At 51.4% G+C, this 18,568-nt stretch carries 32 protein-coding genes and 1 pseudogene; 4 read left to right on the plus strand and 29 right to left on the minus strand.

What is annotated here, in order from left to right; genetic code table 11:
- Positions 1–7: 7 nt before the first annotated feature.
- The 4 genes from fmt to mscL all read left to right on the plus strand — a co-directional run bounded on the left by fmt (position 8) and on the right by mscL (position 4,316).
- Positions 8–952, plus strand: a complete 945-nt coding sequence (gene fmt / locus ACX9GU_RS24960; RefSeq protein WP_473193244.1) for a methionyl-tRNA formyltransferase — start codon at positions 8–10, stop codon at positions 950–952.
- 71 nt (positions 953–1,023) lie between these two features.
- The gene (gene rsmB, locus ACX9GU_RS24965) at positions 1,024–2,313 is read left to right on the plus strand and encodes a 16S rRNA (cytosine(967)-C(5))-methyltransferase RsmB (RefSeq protein ID WP_473193245.1); all 1,290 of its coding nucleotides are present in this window, start codon (positions 1,024–1,026) and stop codon (positions 2,311–2,313) included.
- A 70-nt stretch (positions 2,314–2,383) separates the two neighbouring features.
- Complete coding sequence (trkA, locus tag ACX9GU_RS24970; RefSeq protein ID WP_021182211.1) at positions 2,384–3,760, plus strand: Trk system potassium transporter TrkA; 1,377 nt, start codon at positions 2,384–2,386, stop codon at positions 3,758–3,760.
- Positions 3,761–3,899: 139 nt separating this feature from the next.
- Positions 3,900–4,316 carry a large-conductance mechanosensitive channel protein MscL gene (mscL, locus tag ACX9GU_RS24975; protein WP_021808121.1) on the plus strand — a complete coding sequence of 139 codons (417 nt, stop codon included), beginning with the start codon at positions 3,900–3,902 and terminating at the stop codon, positions 4,314–4,316.
- 54 nt (positions 4,317–4,370) lie between these two features.
- On the opposite strand, the pseudogene ACX9GU_RS24980 reads toward mscL, so the two are convergent.
- From ACX9GU_RS24980 to rplC, 29 genes and pseudogenes are all read right to left on the minus strand, one after another.
- Positions 4,371–4,574, minus strand: a pseudogene (locus tag ACX9GU_RS24980) (alternative ribosome-rescue factor A); the annotation flags it as partial.
- Positions 4,575–4,654: 80 nt separating this feature from the next.
- Positions 4,655–5,086 (minus strand): Zn(2+)-responsive transcriptional regulator, encoded by a 432-nt coding sequence (gene zntR / locus ACX9GU_RS24985; protein WP_039996322.1) that lies wholly within the window; start codon positions 5,084–5,086, stop codon positions 4,655–4,657.
- A gap of 151 nt (positions 5,087–5,237) precedes the next feature.
- On the minus strand, positions 5,238–5,627 hold the full coding sequence (gene rplQ, locus ACX9GU_RS24990; RefSeq protein WP_004929726.1) for a 50S ribosomal protein L17: 390 nt from the start codon (positions 5,625–5,627) through the stop codon (positions 5,238–5,240).
- Positions 5,628–5,667: 40 nt separating this feature from the next.
- Positions 5,668–6,657, minus strand: coding sequence for a DNA-directed RNA polymerase subunit alpha (locus ACX9GU_RS24995; protein ID WP_002919219.1), 990 nt, complete (start codon positions 6,655–6,657; stop codon positions 5,668–5,670).
- Positions 6,658–6,683: 26 nt separating this feature from the next.
- Positions 6,684–7,304, minus strand: coding sequence for a 30S ribosomal protein S4 (gene rpsD / locus ACX9GU_RS25000; RefSeq protein WP_021182216.1), 621 nt, complete (start codon positions 7,302–7,304; stop codon positions 6,684–6,686).
- 33 nt (positions 7,305–7,337) lie between these two features.
- Complete coding sequence (rpsK, locus tag ACX9GU_RS25005; RefSeq protein WP_004929731.1) at positions 7,338–7,727, minus strand: 30S ribosomal protein S11; 390 nt, start codon at positions 7,725–7,727, stop codon at positions 7,338–7,340.
- A 16-nt stretch (positions 7,728–7,743) separates the two neighbouring features.
- Complete coding sequence (gene rpsM, locus ACX9GU_RS25010; protein WP_021182217.1) at positions 7,744–8,100, minus strand: 30S ribosomal protein S13; 357 nt, start codon at positions 8,098–8,100, stop codon at positions 7,744–7,746.
- A gap of 146 nt (positions 8,101–8,246) precedes the next feature.
- On the minus strand, positions 8,247–8,363 hold the full coding sequence (gene rpmJ / locus ACX9GU_RS25015) for a 50S ribosomal protein L36 (protein ID WP_002227352.1): 117 nt from the start codon (positions 8,361–8,363) through the stop codon (positions 8,247–8,249).
- Positions 8,364–8,396: 33 nt separating this feature from the next.
- Positions 8,397–9,728, minus strand: coding sequence for a preprotein translocase subunit SecY (gene secY / locus ACX9GU_RS25020; RefSeq protein WP_021182218.1), 1,332 nt, complete (start codon positions 9,726–9,728; stop codon positions 8,397–8,399).
- 8 nt (positions 9,729–9,736) lie between these two features.
- Entirely contained in the window at positions 9,737–10,171 is a 435-nt protein-coding gene (gene rplO / locus ACX9GU_RS25025) for a 50S ribosomal protein L15 (protein WP_021182219.1), read from the minus strand.
- A gap of 3 nt (positions 10,172–10,174) precedes the next feature.
- Complete coding sequence (rpmD, locus tag ACX9GU_RS25030) at positions 10,175–10,354, minus strand: 50S ribosomal protein L30 (protein WP_004956161.1); 180 nt, start codon at positions 10,352–10,354, stop codon at positions 10,175–10,177.
- Between the two features lie 6 nt (positions 10,355–10,360).
- The gene (gene rpsE, locus ACX9GU_RS25035; RefSeq protein ID WP_021182220.1) at positions 10,361–10,861 is read right to left on the minus strand and encodes a 30S ribosomal protein S5; all 501 of its coding nucleotides are present in this window, start codon (positions 10,859–10,861) and stop codon (positions 10,361–10,363) included.
- Between the two features lie 14 nt (positions 10,862–10,875).
- Entirely contained in the window at positions 10,876–11,229 is a 354-nt protein-coding gene (gene rplR, locus ACX9GU_RS25040; RefSeq protein ID WP_021182221.1) for a 50S ribosomal protein L18, read from the minus strand.
- A gap of 9 nt (positions 11,230–11,238) precedes the next feature.
- Positions 11,239–11,772 (minus strand): 50S ribosomal protein L6, encoded by a 534-nt coding sequence (gene rplF, locus ACX9GU_RS25045; RefSeq protein ID WP_021182222.1) that lies wholly within the window; start codon positions 11,770–11,772, stop codon positions 11,239–11,241.
- Positions 11,773–11,786: 14 nt separating this feature from the next.
- Positions 11,787–12,179 (minus strand): 30S ribosomal protein S8, encoded by a 393-nt coding sequence (rpsH, locus tag ACX9GU_RS25050; RefSeq protein ID WP_021182223.1) that lies wholly within the window; start codon positions 12,177–12,179, stop codon positions 11,787–11,789.
- Between the two features lie 30 nt (positions 12,180–12,209).
- The gene (rpsN, locus tag ACX9GU_RS25055; RefSeq protein WP_021182224.1) at positions 12,210–12,515 is read right to left on the minus strand and encodes a 30S ribosomal protein S14; all 306 of its coding nucleotides are present in this window, start codon (positions 12,513–12,515) and stop codon (positions 12,210–12,212) included.
- 13 nt (positions 12,516–12,528) lie between these two features.
- Positions 12,529–13,068 (minus strand): 50S ribosomal protein L5, encoded by a 540-nt coding sequence (rplE, locus tag ACX9GU_RS25060; RefSeq protein ID WP_021808125.1) that lies wholly within the window; start codon positions 13,066–13,068, stop codon positions 12,529–12,531.
- A 14-nt stretch (positions 13,069–13,082) separates the two neighbouring features.
- Positions 13,083–13,397: a 50S ribosomal protein L24 gene (rplX, locus tag ACX9GU_RS25065; RefSeq protein ID WP_021808126.1), complete on the minus strand. Its 315-nt coding sequence runs from the start codon at positions 13,395–13,397 to the stop codon at positions 13,083–13,085.
- 10 nt (positions 13,398–13,407) lie between these two features.
- The gene (gene rplN / locus ACX9GU_RS25070) at positions 13,408–13,779 is read right to left on the minus strand and encodes a 50S ribosomal protein L14 (RefSeq protein ID WP_020837240.1); all 372 of its coding nucleotides are present in this window, start codon (positions 13,777–13,779) and stop codon (positions 13,408–13,410) included.
- Positions 13,780–13,945: 166 nt separating this feature from the next.
- A complete protein-coding gene (gene rpsQ, locus ACX9GU_RS25075) occupies positions 13,946–14,200 on the minus strand; it encodes a 30S ribosomal protein S17 (protein WP_021182227.1) in 255 nt (84 codons plus the stop codon).
- A gap of 1 nt (position 14,201) precedes the next feature.
- Entirely contained in the window at positions 14,202–14,393 is a 192-nt protein-coding gene (rpmC, locus tag ACX9GU_RS25080; protein WP_002218942.1) for a 50S ribosomal protein L29, read from the minus strand.
- A complete protein-coding gene (gene rplP / locus ACX9GU_RS25085) occupies positions 14,393–14,803 on the minus strand; it encodes a 50S ribosomal protein L16 (protein WP_004929764.1) in 411 nt (136 codons plus the stop codon). Before rplP ends, rpmC begins: the two co-directional genes overlap by 1 nt.
- Before the next feature lie 12 nt (positions 14,804–14,815).
- Positions 14,816–15,514, minus strand: coding sequence for a 30S ribosomal protein S3 (gene rpsC, locus ACX9GU_RS25090; protein ID WP_004956187.1), 699 nt, complete (start codon positions 15,512–15,514; stop codon positions 14,816–14,818).
- Between the two features lie 17 nt (positions 15,515–15,531).
- Complete coding sequence (gene rplV, locus ACX9GU_RS25095; RefSeq protein ID WP_004391423.1) at positions 15,532–15,864, minus strand: 50S ribosomal protein L22; 333 nt, start codon at positions 15,862–15,864, stop codon at positions 15,532–15,534.
- 14 nt (positions 15,865–15,878) lie between these two features.
- Positions 15,879–16,157, minus strand: coding sequence for a 30S ribosomal protein S19 (gene rpsS, locus ACX9GU_RS25100; RefSeq protein ID WP_004929772.1), 279 nt, complete (start codon positions 16,155–16,157; stop codon positions 15,879–15,881).
- Between the two features lie 14 nt (positions 16,158–16,171).
- Positions 16,172–16,996 (minus strand): 50S ribosomal protein L2, encoded by an 825-nt coding sequence (gene rplB, locus ACX9GU_RS25105; protein WP_021182228.1) that lies wholly within the window; start codon positions 16,994–16,996, stop codon positions 16,172–16,174.
- An 18-nt stretch (positions 16,997–17,014) separates the two neighbouring features.
- Positions 17,015–17,317 carry a 50S ribosomal protein L23 gene (rplW, locus tag ACX9GU_RS25110; RefSeq protein WP_021182229.1) on the minus strand — a complete coding sequence of 101 codons (303 nt, stop codon included), beginning with the start codon at positions 17,315–17,317 and terminating at the stop codon, positions 17,015–17,017.
- Positions 17,314–17,919 (minus strand): 50S ribosomal protein L4, encoded by a 606-nt coding sequence (gene rplD / locus ACX9GU_RS25115; protein WP_021182230.1) that lies wholly within the window; start codon positions 17,917–17,919, stop codon positions 17,314–17,316. The genes rplW and rplD overlap by 4 nt, the downstream gene beginning before the upstream one ends.
- Positions 17,920–17,929: 10 nt before the next feature.
- Positions 17,930–18,559, minus strand: a complete 630-nt coding sequence (gene rplC / locus ACX9GU_RS25120; protein WP_004956193.1) for a 50S ribosomal protein L3 — start codon at positions 18,557–18,559, stop codon at positions 17,930–17,932.
- Positions 18,560–18,568: the final 9 nt, after the last annotated feature.

The raw sequence follows: 18,568 nt of genomic DNA on the forward strand, positions 1-18,568 counted from the left end.
AATCAACGTGTCTGACTCTTTACGGATTATTTTTGCCGGAACTCCAGACTTTGCAGCGCGTCACCTAGACGCGCTGTTGTCATCTGGGCACCAGGTGGTCGGCGTCTTCACCCAGCCCGATCGCCCCGCAGGCCGCGGTAACAAACTGACGCCAAGCCCGGTCAAGGTGCTGGCCGAACAGCATCAAATCCCCGTTTTCCAGCCTAAGTCACTGCGCCCGCAAGAGAATCAGCACCTGGTTGCCGACCTGAATGCGGACGTGATGGTGGTGGTTGCCTATGGCCTGATCCTGCCGAAAGCCGTGCTGGATATGCCGCGCCTGGGCTGCATCAACGTACATGGCTCTCTGCTGCCACGCTGGCGCGGTGCGGCACCGATCCAACGCGCTTTGTGGGCTGGCGATAGCGAAACTGGCGTAACCATCATGCAAATGGACGTGGGTCTCGATACCGGCGACATGATGCACAAGATCGCTTGCCCGATCGAAGCCACCGATACCAGCGCCAGCCTATACAACAAGCTGGCAGATCTGGGACCACAAGGGCTGCTGATCACCTTGCAGCAATTGGCGGCGGGTACGGTACAGCGCGAAGTTCAAGACGAAGCGCTGGTGACCTACGCAGAAAAGCTGAGCAAGGAAGAGGCACGCCTGGATTGGAGCCTTTCTGCCGAACAGTTGGAACGCTGTATTCGCGCTTTCAACCCTTGGCCAATCAGCTATTTCACCATCGACGATCAACCGGTGAAAGTCTGGCAGGCAACCGTGCTGGCGGAAACCGCCAACGCAGAACCGGGTACTATCGTGCACGCCGACAAGCACGGCATTCAGGTGGCTACCGCGCAAGGTATTCTCAACCTCACGCAGCTCCAGCCTGCCGGTAAAAAACCGATGTCGGCACAAGATTTACTGAATTCTCGCCGCGAATGGTTCACGCCGGGCAACCGGTTATAAGCCACTCCTAATGCCCGGCCGTTGTTGCCGGGCTGTTCGTTTCTTAATGCCGATGTAATCCGCCTTAGCCTATGAAAAACAATTACAATCTCCGAAGCATTGCTGCCAAGGCCATCGGCCAGGTACTGGATCAAGGGCAGTCGCTCAGCACCATTTTGCCCGCATTACAAAAAAACATTTCTGACAAAGACCGTGGGCTATTGCAGGAACTCTGCTTTGGTACGCTGCGGGTGCTGCCGCAGCTCGAATGGTGCATCCAGCAGTTGATGGCAAAGCCTATGACCGGCAAACAGCGCCCACTGCACTATTTGCTGATGGTTGGCCTGTATCAGTTGCTGTATACCCGTATTCCACCGCACGCGGTGTTAGCCGAAACGGTTGAAGGCGCGGTCGCCTTGAAGCGCCCACAGCTGAAAGGATTGATTAACGGTGTACTGCGCCAGTTCCAACGCCAGCAAGAAGAACTGCTGGCACGTGCAGCCAATAACGAAAGCCGCTATCTGCACCCTAGCTGGTTGCTTAAACGCATCAAACAGGCCTATCCGGCGCAGTGGGAGCAAATCGTTGATGCCAATAATCAGAAGCCGCCAATGTGGCTGCGCGTCAATCGTCTGCACCATACCCGTGAAGATTATCTGCAGCTTATGCAGCAGGCCGGCATTGCCGCCGAGCCTCATACGGAGTATCGCGACGCAGTGCGCTTGCTGGCCCCGTGCCCAGTCACGGACTTGCCCGGTTTCTCTGAGGGCTGGGTAACGGTACAAGACGCCTCCGCTCAAGGTTGCGTTGATCTGCTGGATCCGCAAGACGGCGAACAGATCCTCGATCTTTGCGCAGCCCCCGGCGGCAAAACGACCCATATTCTGGAAGCTGCTCCCAAAGCTCACGTGCTGGCCGTGGATATCGACGAACAGCGTTTAAGCCGGGTGAAAGAAAACCTGCAGCGCCTGCGCCAACATGCAGAAGTTCGCCAGGGTGATGGCCGTACCCCGCAGGAGTGGTGCGGTGACCAACAGTTCGATCGTATCCTGTTGGATGCCCCTTGCTCCGCCACCGGCGTTATTCGCCGCCACCCGGATATCAAATGGCTGCGTCGTGACAGCGATATCGCCGAGCTGGCCGCCTTACAGAGTGAGATTTTGGAAGCCATCTGGCCACGCCTGAAACCCGGCGGCGTGATGGTCTATGCAACCTGCTCTATTCTGCCGCAGGAAAATAGCGAGCAGATAGCCGGGTTCCTGCAACGTCACGGCGATGCCAAGCTGGTTGAAACCGGCGATGTACAATCACCAGGCAAACAGAATCTTCCTCATCCTGAGGATGGCGATGGTTTCTTTTACGCTAAGCTGATTAAAATATAACTGTTCAGGGAGCGCCCGCGGGCGTTCTCAACTATCGGCTACGGCCGTCGCAGATCGAGCAGAGAAATCGATGAAAATAATTATTCTTGGCGCAGGACAAGTAGGCGGAACACTGGCTGAAAACCTGGTGGGTGAAAATAACGATATCACCGTGGTCGATACCGATACCGGGCGCCTACGCCAGTTGCAGGACAAGTTTGACCTGCGCGTCGTCCAGGGGCACGGTTCCCATCCGCGCGTATTACGCGAAGCCGGTGCCGAAGATGCCGATATGCTGGTTGCCGTCACCAACTCTGACGAAACCAATATGGTCGCCTGTCAGATCGCTTATACGCTGTTTAACACCCCGAACCGTATTGCACGGATCCGGGCGCCAGATTATATCCGTGAGTCCGAGAAGCTATTCCATCCGGAGGCGGTGCCCATCGACCACCTGATCTCACCCGAGCAGTTGGTTATCGATTACATCTACAAGCTGATCGAATACCCTGGCGCCTTGCAGGTAGTGAACTTTGCCGACGGCAAGGTCAGCATCGCCGCTGTGAAGGCCTATTATGGCGGCCCACTGGTGGGGAATGCTCTGTCTGCCATGCGTGAGCATATGCCTCATATCGATACTCGCGTGGCGGCTATTTTCCGCCATGACCGCCCGATACGCCCGCAAGGCTCGACCATAATCGAAGCAGGCGATGAGGTGTTCTTCGTTGCAGCATCACAGCATATCCGCGCGGTAATGAGTGAACTACAACGGCTCGAAAAGCCCTACAAACGCATCATGATCGTCGGCGGTGGTAACGTGGGTGCCGGACTGGCGCATCGGTTGGAAAAATCGTACAACGTGAAGCTGATTGAGAAAAACCAGCAACGTGCCGCCGAACTGGCAGAGCAACTGCACGATACCATCGTGTTTTACGGCGATGCCTCCGATCAGGAACTGTTGGCCGAAGAGCATGTCGAGCAGGTGGACGTGTTTATTGCCATCACCAACGATGACGAAGCCAATATCATGTCTGCCATGCTGGCCAAGCGTATGGGGGCCAAAAAGGTGATGGTATTGATCCAGCGCCGCGCCTATGTCGATCTGGTCCAGGGCAGCGTGATTGATATCGCAATTTCACCGCAGCAGGCCACCATCTCCGCGCTACTGGGCCACGTGCGTAAAGCCGATATTGTCAGCGTCTCCTCACTGCGCCGCGGCGTTGCCGAAGCCATTGAAGCGATTGCCCATGGCGATGAAAGCACCTCCAAGGTCGTAGGCCGTATGGTCGAAGAGATTAAGCTGCCGCCAGGTACCACCATTGGCGCGATCGTGCGCGGCGATGATGTGATCATTGCCAACGGCAACAGCAGGATCCAGCAAGGCGACCACGTGATCATGTTTATTACCGATAAGAAATTTGTGCCAGACGTTGAGCGCCTGTTCCAACCAAGCCCGTTCTTCTTATAGATACTTAAATCATGCGAATGATTTTTTGACACAGCCCAAGTCGAGAATTAGGAAAAACAAAAAATTTTCCTATACTGATTGTGTCAAAGGGGAATTGCTTTGTTAAAATTGCGTTACTAATTTTTTGAGGGGTGTTCTGATGGGTATGTTAAAAGAGTTCCGCGAATTTGCCATGCGTGGCAACGTGGTCGATCTGGCAGTGGGTGTGATCATTGGTGCGGCATTCGGTAAAATCGTGTCTTCCCTGGTTGCCGATATCATCATGCCACCTTTGGGGCTGCTGATCGGTGGCGTTGATTTCAAACAGTTCCATCTGGTACTGCGTGAAGCCAAAGACAATGTCCCAGCGGTAGTGATGAACTATGGCTCCTTCCTGCAGAATATCTTTGATTTCGTGATCGTCGCCTTTGCGATCTTTATGGCCATCAAATTGATGAACAAAATGCGCCGTAAAGAAGTTGAAGAGCCAGCCGCACCGCCTGCGCCAACCGCAGAAGAGAAGCTGCTGACAGAAATCCGCGATCTGCTGAGTCAACAACAGCAGCCGAAGCTGTAATTCACCGCTTATAACGCTAAAAGCCATCTTGCGAGATGGCTTTTTTGTGGCTAAAAACCAGAAGGCCAGTGGTAAATTGTCGTTGGGCAATTTACCACTGGCCTCCCAGTTACCGCCTTTTGCATGTTTGTCTTTACGCCGGTAGCTACCTTTTCCTTTACTGTTCTTCTCTACCCGTTGGCGGAAAAGAGGGTCATGTAGCAACGCCTCAATGGCATTGTCCTGGATCTTGCCTTTGGTATGACGATATTGAGTCATCATGGTCTTCCTGTTGGTTGGTGATAATAAACGCGCCGATAATACTGCTGGCCAGATAAAAATTAAAGCCCCATACGCCGTTAAACCGCACTTTTAGCTTTCTCTTCGCTGGCTCCCTGCTCCAAAGCCTCCAGGATCGAACAATAATTGCTGGTGTGTTCGCTACCACAGCAGGCATCGCTGAGCCTTTTCAGCGACTCACGCATTCTGGTTAACTCGGTCAGTTTGCTTTCAACCTCATGCAGACGCGCATCAACGATGGACTTCGACTCTTCGCAGGTGTGATGCTCTGGATCTACACGGATCGACAGCAACTCGGCGATAGTTTCCAGCGTGAAGCCCAGTTGTTTGGCATAGCGGATAAAACGCAGGCGTTGTAAGTCCTGATCGCTATACAGCCGGTAGCCGCCCTCGGTACGAACATGATGATCCATCATGCCTTGCTTCTCGTAATAGCGTACCGTATCTGGCGTTACGTCAGCCAGCTTGGCTAATTGCCCAATCTTGAACATCATGACTTCTCCGTGTTGCACTTATCACTGATAGCCTGAGCATAGCGGATATGGGGAGGGATCTTAAGCATTGCCGGGAGGGGAAAGCACGTTTGGCAAGCTACAGACGTAAAAAAACCGGGCAAGCCCGGTTTTTTTACGCTTCCACAGATTACTCTGCAGTTGCTACTTCTGCTTGAGACTCAGCACGATCAACCAGCTCGATGTATGCCATCGGCGCGTTGTCGCCTGCGCGGAAGCCACACTTCAGAATGCGAGTGTAACCACCGGCACGGCTCGCAAAACGCGGGCCTAGCTCGTTAAACAGTTTTGCCACGATCTCGTTATCACGAGTACGGGCGAATGCCAGACGACGATTAGCAACGCTGTCGGTCTTGGCAAGAGTAATCAGCGGCTCAACAACGCGACGCAGCTCTTTCGCTTTTGGCAGGGTCGTCTTGATGATCTCATGACGAACCAAAGAGCCGGCCATGTTACGGAACATAGCCTGGCGATGGCTGCTGTTACGGTTCAGTTGACGACCACTCTTACGATGGCGCATGACCTTATCCTTCTCAGTAAAACCTTAACCTGTGATCCGGTTACTCGTCAGCAATGCTAGCCGGTGGCCAATTTTCCAGGCGCATGCCCAGAGAAAGTCCACGGGAAGCCAGCACGTCTTTAATCTCAGTAAGAGATTTTTTACCCAGGTTAGGCGTTTTCAACAGCTCAACCTCGGTACGCTGTACCAGATCACCGATGTAGTGGATAGCTTCTGCCTTAAGGCAGTTAGCAGAGCGGACAGTCAATTCCAGATCGTCAACAGGGCGCAGCAGGATCGGATCGAACTCTGGTTTCTCTTCTTTCACTTCCGGCTGACGTACATCACGTAGGTCAACGAAAGCTTCCAGTTGTTCAGCCAGAATGGTGGCCGCACGGCGGATCGCCTCTTCAGGATCGATCGTACCATTGGTTTCCATCTCGATGACCAGCTTGTCCAGGTCGGTACGCTGTTCTACACGCGCTGCTTCAACATTGTAGGCAATACGCTCTACAGGGCTATAGCAGGCGTCAACCAACAGACGACCAATCGGGCGCTCATCTTCTTCCGAATGAATTCGGGCAGAAGCCGGCACATAACCACGACCGCGCTGAACTTTGATACGCATGCTGATAGCAGCGTTCTCATCGGTCAGGTGGCAGATAACGTGCTGCGGCTTGACGATTTCGACATCACCATCATGGGTAATGTCGGCAGCGGTCACAGGGCCAATGCCAGATTTATTCAGGGTAAGAATAACTTCATCTTTCCCTTGAACTCTCACCGCCAGCCCTTTCAGGTTGAGCAAGATCTCCAGGATATCTTCCTGTACGCCTTCTTTGGTGCTGTACTCATGTAGTACACCATCAATCTCAACCTCGGTCACCGCGCAACCCGGCATAGATGAAAGCAGAATACGGCGCAGTGCGTTGCCAAGAGTATGGCCAAAGCCACGCTCTAACGGCTCAAGGGTCACCTTGGCGTGCGTCGAACTGACTTGCTCGATATCTACCAGGCGCGGTTTTAGAAACTCTGTCACAGAACCCTGCATTGTGTCCTCTCTTTGAAACTCAAGCCTTACTTGGAGTAAAGCTCGACGATCAGGTGTTCGTTAATGTCGGCGGACAGATCGGTACGTTCAGGAATACGTTTGAACACACCTTCCATCTTCGCAGCATCAACTTCCAGCCAAGTCGGCTTTTCACGCTGCTCAGCCAGCTCCAGAGAAGCCTTAACACGAGACTGCTTTTTAGCTTTCTCGCGGATGCTGACTACGTCATTCGGAGATACCTGATAAGAAGCGATGTTAACAACGCGACCATTTACCATAACGGCTTTATGGCTAACCAGCTGACGTGATTCTGCACGAGTGGCGCCGAAGCCCATACGGTAAACTACGTTGTCCAGACGACCTTCCAGAAGGGTCAACAGGTTTTCACCGGTGTTGCCTTTCAGGCGGGTTGCTGCTTTGTAATAGTTACGGAACTGACGCTCCAGAACACCGTACATACGGCGAACTTTTTGCTTTTCACGTAACTGTACACCGTAGTCAGACAGACGCGGTTTACGCGCACCGTGTTGACCAGGTGGCTGTTCAATTTTGCACTTTGAATCTATCGCGCGAACGCCAGACTTCAGGAACAGGTCTGTGCCCTCGCGGCGGCTAAGCTTGAGCTTAGGACCCAAATATCTTGCCATTTTCTTTCTCCAACAATCCGAAAAGCAGGGGCGTTACACGCGACGCTTTTTCGGTGGACGACAACCGTTATGAGGAATCGGAGTCACATCGGTAATATTAGTGATGCGGAAACCAGCCGCGTTCAGAGCGCGGATAGTAGACTCACGACCAGGACCAGGTCCTTTAACCATAACTTCCAGGTTCTTGATACCGTATTCTTTAACTGCGTCAGCACAACGCTCGGCTGCAACCTGAGCTGCAAACGGAGTTGACTTACGAGAACCACGGAAACCGGAACCACCGGCTGTTGCCCAACCCAAAGCATTACCCTGACGATCGGTAATAGTCACAATGGTGTTGTTGAAAGAAGCATGGATATGAGCCACGCCGTCAGAGACTTGTTTTCTTACACGCTTACGTGTACGAACAGGTGCCTTTGCCATTATTCAATCACCCCGATTATTTCTTGATCGGTTTACGCGGACCCTTACGGGTACGTGCGTTGGTCTTAGTACGCTGACCGCGAACTGGCAGACCACGACGATGGCGTAAACCACGGTATGTACCAAGATCCATCAGACGCTTGATGCTCAGGGTAACTTCACGACGCAAATCACCTTCAACAGTGAATTTGGCAACTGCTTCACGCAGTTGTTCAATTTGCTCTTCAGACAGCTCACTGATCTTAACATTTTCAGCAATACCCGTCTCAGCACAGATAGACTGTGAACGAGTTTTGCCGATTCCGAAGATCGACGTTAACGCGATAACGGTATGTTTATGATCAGGAATGTTAATGCCTGCTATACGGGCCACTATGCACTCCTACTAATTTTTACGGCAACACCATTCTGAAAAGCCCGTTTTCAGGATACTCAAATAATGTTGCAGCTACATACAAAAGATTGGCTGGCTAATCTAGCCAGCTCAACCCAACTTTGCAAGAAAAATATGCGAGATAATCAGCCTTGACGCTGTTTATGCTTCGGCTCGGCGCTGCAAATCACACGAACGACACCGTTACGCTTAACGATTTTGCAGTTACGACATAATTTCTTGACGGAAGCACGAACTTTCATTTTTACTCTCCGTAACTTCTCAAACGCACCAGATTAGCGGTTATAGCCTTTCAGGTTTGCTTTCTTCAATGCAGACTCGTACTGACTTGACATCATCAGAGTTTGCACTTGAGCCATAAAGTCCATGATGACGACAACCACGATCAGTAGCGAGGTACCACCAAAGTAGAATGGTACTTTCATTGCATCACGCATGAACTCCGGGATCAGGCAGATGAAAGTAATGTACATCGCGCCCACCAGGGTTAAACGCGTCATCACTTTATCGATATATTTCGCCGTTTGCTCTCCCGGACGAATTCCTGGTACGAAGGCACCGGACTTCTTCAGGTTATCTGCTGTTTCACGCGGGTTGAAAACCAACGCCGTGTAGAAGAAACAGAAGAAGATGATTGCAGACGCATAGAGTAACACATAAAGCGGTTGTCCAGGCTGCAAATACAGCGAAATCGTTGTCAGCCAGTTCCAACCGGTACCGCCCCCAAACCATGATGCAATCGTGGCAGGGAACAGAATAATGCTGGAAGCGAAGATTGCCGGGATTACCCCTGCCATGTTCACTTTCAACGGTAAGTGTGTGCTCTGTGCTGCGTAAACACGACGACCTTGTTGACGTTTCGCATAGTTAACGACGATACGACGTTGACCACGTTCAATGAAAACAACGAAGAAGGTTACTGCAAACACTAATACTGCAACCAACAGCAACAAGAGGAAGTGCAGGTCGCCTTGCCGAGCTTGCTCAATAGTATGGCCAACTGCCGGCGGAAGACCCGCTACAATACCCGCGAAGATAATGATTGAGATACCGTTACCGATACCGCGCTCAGTAATCTGCTCGCCCAGCCACATCAGGAACATTGTCCCGGTAACCAGACTCACAACCGCAGTAAAGTAGAACGCAAAGCCTGGGTTTAACACCAGGCCCTGCATACCAGGCATATTCGGCAGACCGGTAGCAATACCGATCGACTGGAATATGGCCAACACCAGCGTACCGTAACGGGTGTACTGGCTAATCTTGCGACGGCCAGCCTCCCCTTCTTTCTTGATTTCCGCCAACGCTGGGTGAACCACCGTCAGTAACTGGATAATGATCGAGGCCGAAATGTACGGCATGATTCCCAGAGCAAAAATAGAAGCACGGCTGAGAGCACCACCAGAGAACATGTTAAACATTTCAATGATGGTGCCTCTCTGCTGTTCGAGCAGTTTGGCAAGCACAGTGGCATCGATACCAGGAATCGGAATGAAAGAGCCAATGCGGAAAACAATCAGCGCGCCGATAACAAACAAAAGTCTGCGCTTCAGCTCGCCGAGTCCGCCTTTAGCACTTTGAAAATCTAATCCTGGTTGCTTAGCCATCAGCTTACTTATTCCTCAATTTTACCGCCAGCAGCCTCGATAGCAACACGAGCGCCTTTGGTGACACGCAGACCACGCAGGGTAACCGGACGAGTGATTTCGCCAGAAAGCATAACTTTCGCGAACTCGATCTGGGTACCAACAACGTTAGCGGCTTTCAGCGTGTTCAGGTCGATTACGTCGCCTTCAACAAGAGCCAGTTCAGACAGACGAACTTCTGCCGTGATCATAGCTTTGCGAGAGGTGAAGCCGAATTTCGGCAAACGACGATATAAAGGCATCTGACCACCTTCAAACCCACGACGTACGCCACCGCCAGAACGTGAGTTCTGACCTTTGTGACCACGACCGGCGGTTTTACCCAGGCCAGAACCAATACCACGACCTACACGCTTAGGCGCATGCTTGGCACCTTCAGCCGGAGACAGAGTATTTAAACGCATCTGTTACTCCTCAACCTTAACCATGTAGGAAACCAGGTTGATCATACCGCGTACAGCAGGAGTATCCTCGCGCTCTACGGTGTGACCAATACGACGCAGACCCAGACCGAGCAGTGTAGCTTTATGCTTCGGCAGACGGCCAATGGAGCTGCGAACTTGTGTAACTTTGATAGTCTTAGCCATGGTCAATTACCCCAGAATGTCTGCAACGGATTTACCACGCTTGGCAGCGACCATTTCAGGAGACTTCATATTAGCCAAAGCGTCGATAGTTGCACGAACCACGTTGATCGGGTTGGTGGAACCATAAGCTTTAGCCAGTACGTTGTGCACCCCAGCAACTTCGAGAACGGCGCGCATTGCACCACCCGCGATGATACCGGTACCTTCATGAGCTGGCTGCATGAACACACGGGAACCCGTATGAGCACCTTTAACAGGGTGCTGCAGGGTGCCGCCGTTCAGCGCGACATTCATCATGTTGCGACGGGCTTTTTCCATCGCTTTCTGGATCGCTGCTGGAACTTCGCGTGCTTTGCCGTAGCCAAAACCAACGCGACCGTTACCATCACCAACTACTGTCAGTGCGGTAAAGCTGAAAATACGGCCACCTTTTACGGTTTTAGATACGCGGTTTACCGCGATCAGCTTTTCCTGCAGTTCGCCAGCTTGTTTTTCGATGTGAGCCATCTTAAACCTCTTCCTTAGAACTGAAGGCCAGCTTCACGGGCAGCATCTGCCAGTGCCTGGACTCGACCATGATATTGGAAACCGGAACGGTCAAAGGATACTTTCGCAATCCCTTTTTCCAACGCGCGCTCAGCCAGAGCTTTACCTACGGCTGCTGCTGCGTCTTTGTTACCGGAGTACTTCAATTGCTCAGTGATAGCTTTTTCTAAAGTAGAAGCGGCTACCAGAACTTCAGAACCATTAGGAGCAATGACCTGTGCGTAAATGTGACGCGGGGTACGATGTACCACCAGGCGGGTTGCACCCAGTTCTTTGAGCTTACGGCGTGCGCGGGTCGCACGACGGATACGAGCAGATTTCTTATCCATAGTGTTACCTTACTTCTTCTTAGCCTCTTTGGTACGCACGACTTCGTCGGCGTAACGGACACCCTTGCCTTTATAAGGCTCAGGACGGCGGTAGGCACGCAGATCTGCAGCAACCTGGCCAATAACCTGCTTATCAGCGCCTTTCAGCACGATTTCAGTTTGGCTTGGGCATTCAGCAGTAATACCTGCTGGCAGCTGGTGATCGATTGGGTGAGAGAAGCCCAGGGCTAAATTCACCACGTTGCCTTTAACAGCAGCACGATAACCAACACCTACCAGTTGAAGCTTCTTGGTGAAACCTTCGGTAACACCGACAACCATTGCGTTCAGCAGAGCGCGCGTGGTACCCGCTTGGGCCCATGCGTTAGCAAAACCTTCGCGCGGGGCGAAAGTCAGTGCGTTAGCTTCTTGCTTCACTTCAACGGCGTCATGGACTGTACGAGTCAGCTCGCCGTTCTTACCCTTAACCGAAATAACCTGACCGTTGAGTTTTACCTCTACGCCGGCAGGAATGACGACGGGTGCTTTTGCAACACGAGACATTCTTTCCTCCCGAATTAAGCTACGTAGCAGATAATCTCGCCACCAAGACCAGCTTGGCGAGCTGCACGATCGGTCATAACACCTTTAGAGGTAGAAATAACAGCGATACCCAGACCGGCCATAACTTTTGGCAGTGCATCTTTTTTCTTGTAGATGCGCAGACCTGGACGACTGATACGCTGAATGCTTTCTACCACTGCCTTACCCTGGAAGTACTTCAGTACCAGTTCCAGAACAGGCTTGGTGTCGCCTTCAATTTTGAAATCTTCAATAAAACCTTCTTCCTTCAGCACGTTGGCAATTGCCACTTTCAGCTTGGAGGAAGGCATGGTGACCGCAACTTTGTTCGCGGCTTGACCGTTACGGATACGGGTCAGCATATCCGCGATCGGATCTTGCATGCTCATCTGTCTTTACTCCCGTGATTCAATTGGTAATTACCAGCTAGCCTTTTTCAAGCCTGGTACTTCACCGCGCATAGCGGCTTCACGTAGCTTGATACGGCTCAACCCGAATTTGCCCACATAACCATGTGGACGGCCAGTTTGACGGCAGCGTTTACGCTGACGAGACGGGCTGGAATCACGCGGCAGAGACTGGAGCTTGAGAACAGCATCCCAACGATCTTCGTCAGAAGAGTTCACACCAGAAATGATAGCTTTCAATTCCTCGCGTTTAGCGCGGTACTTGTCAGCCAGTTTCACGCGAACGACTTCGCGTGCTTTCATTGATTGCTTAGCCATCAGTAACCCTGCCTTACTTGCGGAACGGGAAGTTAAAAGCAGCCAACAGCGCGCGGCCTTCATCATCAGATTTCGCAGAAGTGGTAATGGTAATATCCAAACCACGAACGCGATCGACTTTGTCGTAGTCGATTTCTGGGAAGATGATTTGCTCACGCACACCCATGCTGTAGTTACCACGGCCATCGAATGACTTAGCGGACAAGCCACGGAAGTCACGGATACGTGGAACAGCAATGGAAATCAGACGCTCAAAGAACTCCCACATGCGTTCGCCACGCAGAGTTACTTTACAGCCGATCGGATAGCCCTGGCGGATTTTGAAGCCTGCAACAGATTTGCGTGCTTTGGTGATGAACGGCTTTTGACCGGAGATTGCTGCCAAGTCAGCTGCTGCATTATCCAGCAGTTTCTTGTCAGCGATCGCTTCACCAACACCCATATTCAGGGTGATCTTCTCGACCCGAGGGACTTGCATGACAGAGTTGTAATCAAACTGAGACATCAGTTGTTTGACTACCTCGTCTTTGTAGTAATCATGCAGTTTCGCCATCGTCATACTCCAAATTACTTGATAGTTTCGCTATTTGATTTGAAGAAACGGACTTTTTTGCCGTCTTCGAATCTAAAGCCTACACGGTCAGCCTTACCGGTAGCCGAGTTGAACAGCGCAATGTTGGAAACCTGAATAGCAGCTTCTTTTTCAACAATGCCACCTGGTTGGTTCAGGGCCGGGACCGGCTTCTGATGTTTCTTAACCAGGTTGATACCTTCAACAATGACCTTACCAGCAGACAGGACATTTTTTACTTTACCGCGTTTACCTTTGTCTTTCCCGGTAAGCACGATAACTTCGTCATCACGACGGATTTTCGCTGCCATGGTTCGCTCCTTAGAGTACTTCTGGTGCCAGAGAGATAATTTTCATGAACTTCTCATTACGCAGTTCACGAGTTACCGGCCCAAAAATACGCGTACCGATAGGTTGCTCGCTGTTATTGTTTAAAATAACGCATGCATTACCATCGAAGCGAATGACAGAACCGTCCGGGCGACGTACACCCTTCTTGGTGCGCACCACTACCGCCTTCAGCACATCGCCTTTCTTCACCTTACCGCGAGGAATTGCTTCCTTGATGGTAATTTTGATGACGTCGCCGATGCCTGCGTAGCGACGGTGCGAGCCACCTAGAACCTTGATACACATTACGCGACGTGCACCGGAGTTGTCGGCCACGTTCAGCATAGTCTGTTCTTGGATCATGTTAGTGCTCCGCTAATGTCAACTACAACTTTAGGACCCATTACTAGGTCGTTGAAAAGCCCCATAACCGAGGGCGCAGCATTATAACACCGCTTCCAGAGTATGGGTAGAAAAAATAAACGGCTCACTTTCTGAGCCGTTTATTAAGTTAGAGTCAGCTACTCTATTACAGAATCGCTTTATCTACAATGCGAACCAACGTCCATGACTTAGTCTTGGACAGTGGACGGCATTCGCGGATTTCTACCACGTCGCCGATACCACATTCGTTGTTCTCATCATGTACATGCAGCTTAGTCGTACGCTTGATGAATTTCCCGTAGATCGGGTGCTTCACCGTACGTTCGATAGCAACAACCATGGATTTCTCCATTTTGTCACTAACAACACGACCTTGCAGAGTACGGATAATATCAGTCATTTTACGCACCCGCCTTTTCAGTCAGTAAAGTCTTAACGCGTGCGACATTACGACGCACTTGTTTCAACAGGTGAGTTTGTTGCAGTTGGCCACTCGCCGCCTGCATGCGTAAGTTGAATTGCTCACGCAGCAGGTTGAGCAGCTCAGTGTTCAGCTCTTCAACACTTTTTTCACGCAGCTCTTGTGCTTTCATTACATCACCGTCTTAGTTACAAAGGTGGTTTTGATCGGCAGTTTAGCTGCTGCCAGCTTGAACGCTTCACGGGCGACTTCTTCTGGAACGCCGTCCATTTCGTACAGGACTTTGCCAGGTTGGATCAGGGCAACCCAATACTCTACGTTACCCTTACCTTTACCCATACGCACTTCAAGAGGCTTCTCGGTGATTGGTTTGTCCGGGAATACACGGATCCAAATCTTACCTTGACGCTTCACTGCACGAGTCATTGCACGACGAGCTGCTTCGATTTGACGAGCAGTCAGACGGCCACGGCCAACAGCTTTCAGACCGAAAGTGCCGAAGCTAACATCCGTACCTTGCGCCAGACCACGGTTGCGGCCCTTGTGCACCTTACGGAATTTTGTACGCTTTGGTTGTAACATCAGCGACTCTCCTTACTTGCGGCCTTTACGCTGCTGCTTTTTAGGTTGAGCAGCCGGTTCCGGTTGTTCAACTGCAGCCATACCACCCAGGATCTCACCTTTGAAGATCCATACCTTAACGCCGATTACACCATAAGTGGTGTGCGCTTCAGATGTGTTGTAATCGATATCCGCACGCAGTGTATGCAACGGAACACGACCTTCACGGTACCATTCGGTACGCGCGATTTCAGCACCGCCAAGACGGCCGCTTACTTCAACTTTGATACCTTTAGCGCCAAGACGCATTGCGTTCTGTACAGCACGCTTCATAGCACGACGGAACATAACGCGACGTTCCAGCTGTGAAGTGATGCTGTCAGCAACCAATTTTGCGTCCAGTTCCGGTTTACGGACTTCGGCGATGTTAATTTGCGCAGGAACGCCAGCGATATCCGCTACGACCTTACGCAGTTTTTCGACATCTTCACCTTTCTTGCCGATAACGATGCCAGGACGAGCGGTGTGAATAGTCACACGGATGCTCTTCGCTGGACGCTCGATAACGATGCGAGAAACGGAAGCTTTCGCCAGTTCTTTAGTCAAGAATTGGCGAACTTTAAAGTCGCTGTCCAGGTTGTCAGCGAATTCTTTGGTATTCGCATACCAAGTAGAGTTCCAAGGTTTGACAATACCCAGGCGAATACCATTAGGATGTACTTTCTGACCCATTGCTAGTCTCCAGAGTCTCAGCGATCGGACACAACCACAGTAATGTGGCTGGTGCGCTTCAGGATGCGATCTGCACGACCTTTTGCACGAGGCATAATGCGCTTCATGCTTGGGCCTTCGTCTACGAAGATTTTCGTGACTTTCAGATCATCGATGTCAGCGCCATCGTTGTGTTCTGCGTTAGCAATGGCAGACTCCAGCACTTTCTTGACCAGACCAGCAGCTTTCTTGTTGGTGTAGGCCAGAGTTTCCAGAGCTTGCGACACTTTCTTACCGCGGATCAGGTCTGCAACAAGGCGAACCTTCTGAGCAGAAGAACGAGCGTGGCGATGTTTAGCGATAGTTTCCATCTCTTCCTCCTACCTTAGCGCTTTTTAGCTTTTTTATCAGCCGCATGGCCGCGATAAGTACGAGTCGGCGCGAATTCACCCAGTTTGTGACCGACCATTTCATCGGAAACAAATACTGGTACGTGCTGACGACCATTATGGACAGCGATGGTCAAACCGATCATGTTAGGAAAGATCGTTGAACGACGGGACCAAGTGCGCAAAGGCTTCTTGTCACCGCTTTCCACCGCTTTCTCTACCTTCTTCAGCAAGTGCAGGTCAATAAAAGGACCTTTCTTGAGAGAACGTGGCATGGCTTATCCTCTAATTATTTTTTACTACGGCGACGTACGATGAACTTGTCAGTACGCTTGTTGCTACGGGTCTTCTTACCTTTGGTCTGAACGCCCCACGGAGTTACCGGGTGCTTACCAAAGTTACGACCTTCACCACCACCGTGCGGGTGATCGACTGGGTTCATCGCCGTACCGCGAACGGTAGGACGAATACCACGCCAACGTGCAGCACCTGCTTTACCCAGAACGCGAAGCATATGTTCAGCGTTACCGACTTCACCCAGGGTGGCGCGGCAATCAACTGGAACTTTACGCATTTCGCCAGAGCGCAGACGCAGAGTTACGTAGGAACCATCACGTGCGACGATCTGAACGTAGGCACCAGCAGAACGAGCCAGCTGGCCGCCTTTACCTGGTTTCATTTCTACGTTATGAACCGTTGAACCTACTGGGATGTTGCGCATAGGCAGGGTGTTACCCGCTTTGATTGCAGCATCAACACCAGATTGGATCTGGTCACCAGCTTTCAGGCCTTTCGGCGCCAGGATGTAACGGCGTTCGCCGTCTTTGTACAGAACCAGCGCGATGTTCGCGGAACGGTTCGGATCGTACTCCAGACGCTCAACCACAGCAGGGATACCATCTTTGTTGCGTTTGAAGTCAACCAGACGATAATGTTGCTTGTGGCCACCACCGATATGACGGGTGGTGATACGGCCATTGTTGTTACGACCACCGCTTTTGCTCAGTTTCTCAAGCAGCGGGGCATAAGGTTTACCCTTGTGCAGCTCAGGGTTAACCACTTTAACAACGTGGCGACGACCCGGAGATGTAGGTTTACATTTAACAATTGCCATTGTTCTTACTCCTCCGACTTACTCTGCGCCGCCGATGAAGTCCAAGTTCTGGCCTTCCTTCAGGGTGACGTAAGCTTTTTTCCAGTCGCTACGACGACCAACACGCTGACCTTGACGCTTCACTTTCCCTTTTACTACCAGGGTGTTAACGTCTTCGACTTCGACTTCAAACAGTTTCTGCACTGCAGCTTTAATTTCTGCTTTGGTCGCGTCTTTGGCAACTTTGAGTACGATGGTGTTGCTTTTTTCCATCGCAGCGGATGCTTTTTCAGATACGTGCGGTGCACGCAGCACTTTCAGCAAACGTTCTTCACGGATCATGCCAGCATCTCCTCAACTTGCTTCACAGCATCAGCAGTCATAACCACTTTGTCGAAGGCGATCAGGCTAACTGGGTCGATACCTGCTACATCGCGCACGTCAACCTTGTACAGGTTACGAGCTGCCAGGAACAGATTCTCATCCAGTTCACCGGTCACGATCAGCACATCTTCCAGGGCCATATCTTTCAGTTTCTGTGCCAGCAGCTTAGTTTTAGGCGCTTCTACAGAGAACTTCTCGACAACGATCAGACGATCTTGACGTACCAGTTCGGACAGGATGCTTTTCAGCGCGCCGCGGTACATCTTTTTGTTTACTTTCTGACTGTGGTCTTGTGGCTTCGCAGCGAAGGTTACACCACCAGAACGCCAGATCGGGCTCTTTACAGTGCCTGAACGCGCACGGCCAGTACCTTTCTGGCGCCACGGTTTTTTACCGGAACCAGTCACTTCAGCACGGGTCTTCTGAGCACGGGTACCTTGACGGGCACCTGCTGCATAAGCAACAACAACCTGGTGTACCAGCGCTTCGTTGAAATCACGACCGAAGGTAGTTTCGGAAACAGTCAGCGCGCTTTGCGCGTCTTTCAATACTAATTCCATTGCTATCCCCTTACGCCTTCACAGCTGGTTTAACGATCAGGTTGCCACCGGTTGCGCCCGGTACAGCACCCTTAACCAGCAGCAGGTTGCGCTCAGCGTCAACACGTACTACGTCCAGGCTTTGAACGGTTACACGCTCGTCACCCAGGTGGCCAGCCATTTTCTTGCCTTTGAACACTTTGCCCGGAGTCTGGTTCTGACCGATAGAACCCGGAACGCGGTGAGACAAGGAGTTACCGTGGGTTGCATCCTGAGTACGGAAGTTCCAGCGCTTTACAGTGCCAGCAAAACCTTTACCTTTGGAAGTACCGGTAACATCGACTTTTTTAACGTCAGCGAAGATTTCTACGCTGATTTCTTGACCTGCAGCGAACTCTTGACCTTCTTCAAGGCGGAATTCCCACAGACCACGGCCAGCTTCGACGCCAGCTTTAGCGAAATGACCCGCTTCCGGTTTGGTCACACGGTTAGCTTTTTTGCTACCGGTAGTGACCTGAATGGCACGGTATCCGTCGTTGTCCAGGTCTTTAACCTGAGTCACGCGGTTCGCTTCAATTTCAATCACGGTTACTGGGATAGAAACGCCATCTTCAGTGAAGATACGAGTCATGCCCACTTTTTTACCGACTAAACCAATCATTGTTTCAAC

This window comes from Serratia sp. K1WW1, from assembly GCF_055790865.1.

Coding starts and splice junctions, on each gene's coding strand:
- rsmB (WP_473193245.1), top strand. CDS start 1,024: ATGAAAAACAATTACAATCTCCGAAGCATTGCTGCCAAGGCCATCGGC.
- trkA (WP_021182211.1), top strand. CDS start 2,384: ATGAAAATAATTATTCTTGGCGCAGGACAAGTAGGCGGAACACTGGCT.
- mscL (WP_021808121.1), top strand. CDS start 3,900: ATGGGTATGTTAAAAGAGTTCCGCGAATTTGCCATGCGTGGCAACGTG.
- zntR (WP_039996322.1), bottom strand. CDS start 5,086: ATGTTCAAGATTGGGCAATTAGCCAAGCTGGCTGACGTAACGCCAGAT.
- rplQ (WP_004929726.1), bottom strand. CDS start 5,627: ATGCGCCATCGTAAGAGTGGTCGTCAACTGAACCGTAACAGCAGCCAT.
- ACX9GU_RS24995 (WP_002919219.1), bottom strand. CDS start 6,657: ATGCAGGGTTCTGTGACAGAGTTTCTAAAACCGCGCCTGGTAGATATC.
- rpsD (WP_021182216.1), bottom strand. CDS start 7,304: ATGGCAAGATATTTGGGTCCTAAGCTCAAGCTTAGCCGCCGCGAGGGC.
- rpsK (WP_004929731.1), bottom strand. CDS start 7,727: ATGGCAAAGGCACCTGTTCGTACACGTAAGCGTGTAAGAAAACAAGTC.
- rpmJ (WP_002227352.1), bottom strand. CDS start 8,363: ATGAAAGTTCGTGCTTCCGTCAAGAAATTATGTCGTAACTGCAAAATC.
- secY (WP_021182218.1), bottom strand. CDS start 9,728: ATGGCTAAGCAACCAGGATTAGATTTTCAAAGTGCTAAAGGCGGACTC.
- rplO (WP_021182219.1), bottom strand. CDS start 10,171: ATGCGTTTAAATACTCTGTCTCCGGCTGAAGGTGCCAAGCATGCGCCT.
- rpmD (WP_004956161.1), bottom strand. CDS start 10,354: ATGGCTAAGACTATCAAAGTTACACAAGTTCGCAGCTCCATTGGCCGT.
- rpsE (WP_021182220.1), bottom strand. CDS start 10,861: ATGGCTCACATCGAAAAACAAGCTGGCGAACTGCAGGAAAAGCTGATC.
- rplR (WP_021182221.1), bottom strand. CDS start 11,229: ATGGATAAGAAATCTGCTCGTATCCGTCGTGCGACCCGCGCACGCCGT.
- rplF (WP_021182222.1), bottom strand. CDS start 11,772: ATGTCTCGTGTTGCAAAAGCACCCGTCGTCATTCCTGCCGGCGTAGAG.
- rpsH (WP_021182223.1), bottom strand. CDS start 12,179: ATGAGCATGCAAGATCCGATCGCGGATATGCTGACCCGTATCCGTAAC.
- rpsN (WP_021182224.1), bottom strand. CDS start 12,515: ATGGCTAAGCAATCAATGAAAGCACGCGAAGTCGTTCGCGTGAAACTG.
- rplE (WP_021808125.1), bottom strand. CDS start 13,068: ATGGCGAAACTGCATGATTACTACAAAGACGAGGTAGTCAAACAACTG.
- rplX (WP_021808126.1), bottom strand. CDS start 13,397: ATGGCAGCGAAAATCCGTCGTGATGACGAAGTTATCGTGCTTACCGGG.
- rplN (WP_020837240.1), bottom strand. CDS start 13,779: ATGATCCAAGAACAGACTATGCTGAACGTGGCCGACAACTCCGGTGCA.
- rpsQ (WP_021182227.1), bottom strand. CDS start 14,200: ATGACTGATATTATCCGTACTCTGCAAGGTCGTGTTGTTAGTGACAAA.
- rpmC (WP_002218942.1), bottom strand. CDS start 14,393: ATGAAAGCACAAGAGCTGCGTGAAAAAAGTGTTGAAGAGCTGAACACT.
- rplP (WP_004929764.1), bottom strand. CDS start 14,803: ATGTTACAACCAAAGCGTACAAAATTCCGTAAGGTGCACAAGGGCCGC.
- rpsC (WP_004956187.1), bottom strand. CDS start 15,514: ATGGGTCAGAAAGTACATCCTAATGGTATTCGCCTGGGTATTGTCAAA.
- rplV (WP_004391423.1), bottom strand. CDS start 15,864: ATGGAAACTATCGCTAAACATCGCCACGCTCGTTCTTCTGCTCAGAAG.
- rpsS (WP_004929772.1), bottom strand. CDS start 16,157: ATGCCACGTTCTCTCAAGAAAGGTCCTTTTATTGACCTGCACTTGCTG.
- rplB (WP_021182228.1), bottom strand. CDS start 16,996: ATGGCAATTGTTAAATGTAAACCTACATCTCCGGGTCGTCGCCACGTT.
- rplW (WP_021182229.1), bottom strand. CDS start 17,317: ATGATCCGTGAAGAACGTTTGCTGAAAGTGCTGCGTGCACCGCACGTA.
- rplD (WP_021182230.1), bottom strand. CDS start 17,919: ATGGAATTAGTATTGAAAGACGCGCAAAGCGCGCTGACTGTTTCCGAA.
- rplC (WP_004956193.1), bottom strand. CDS start 18,559: ATGATTGGTTTAGTCGGTAAAAAAGTGGGCATGACTCGTATCTTCACT.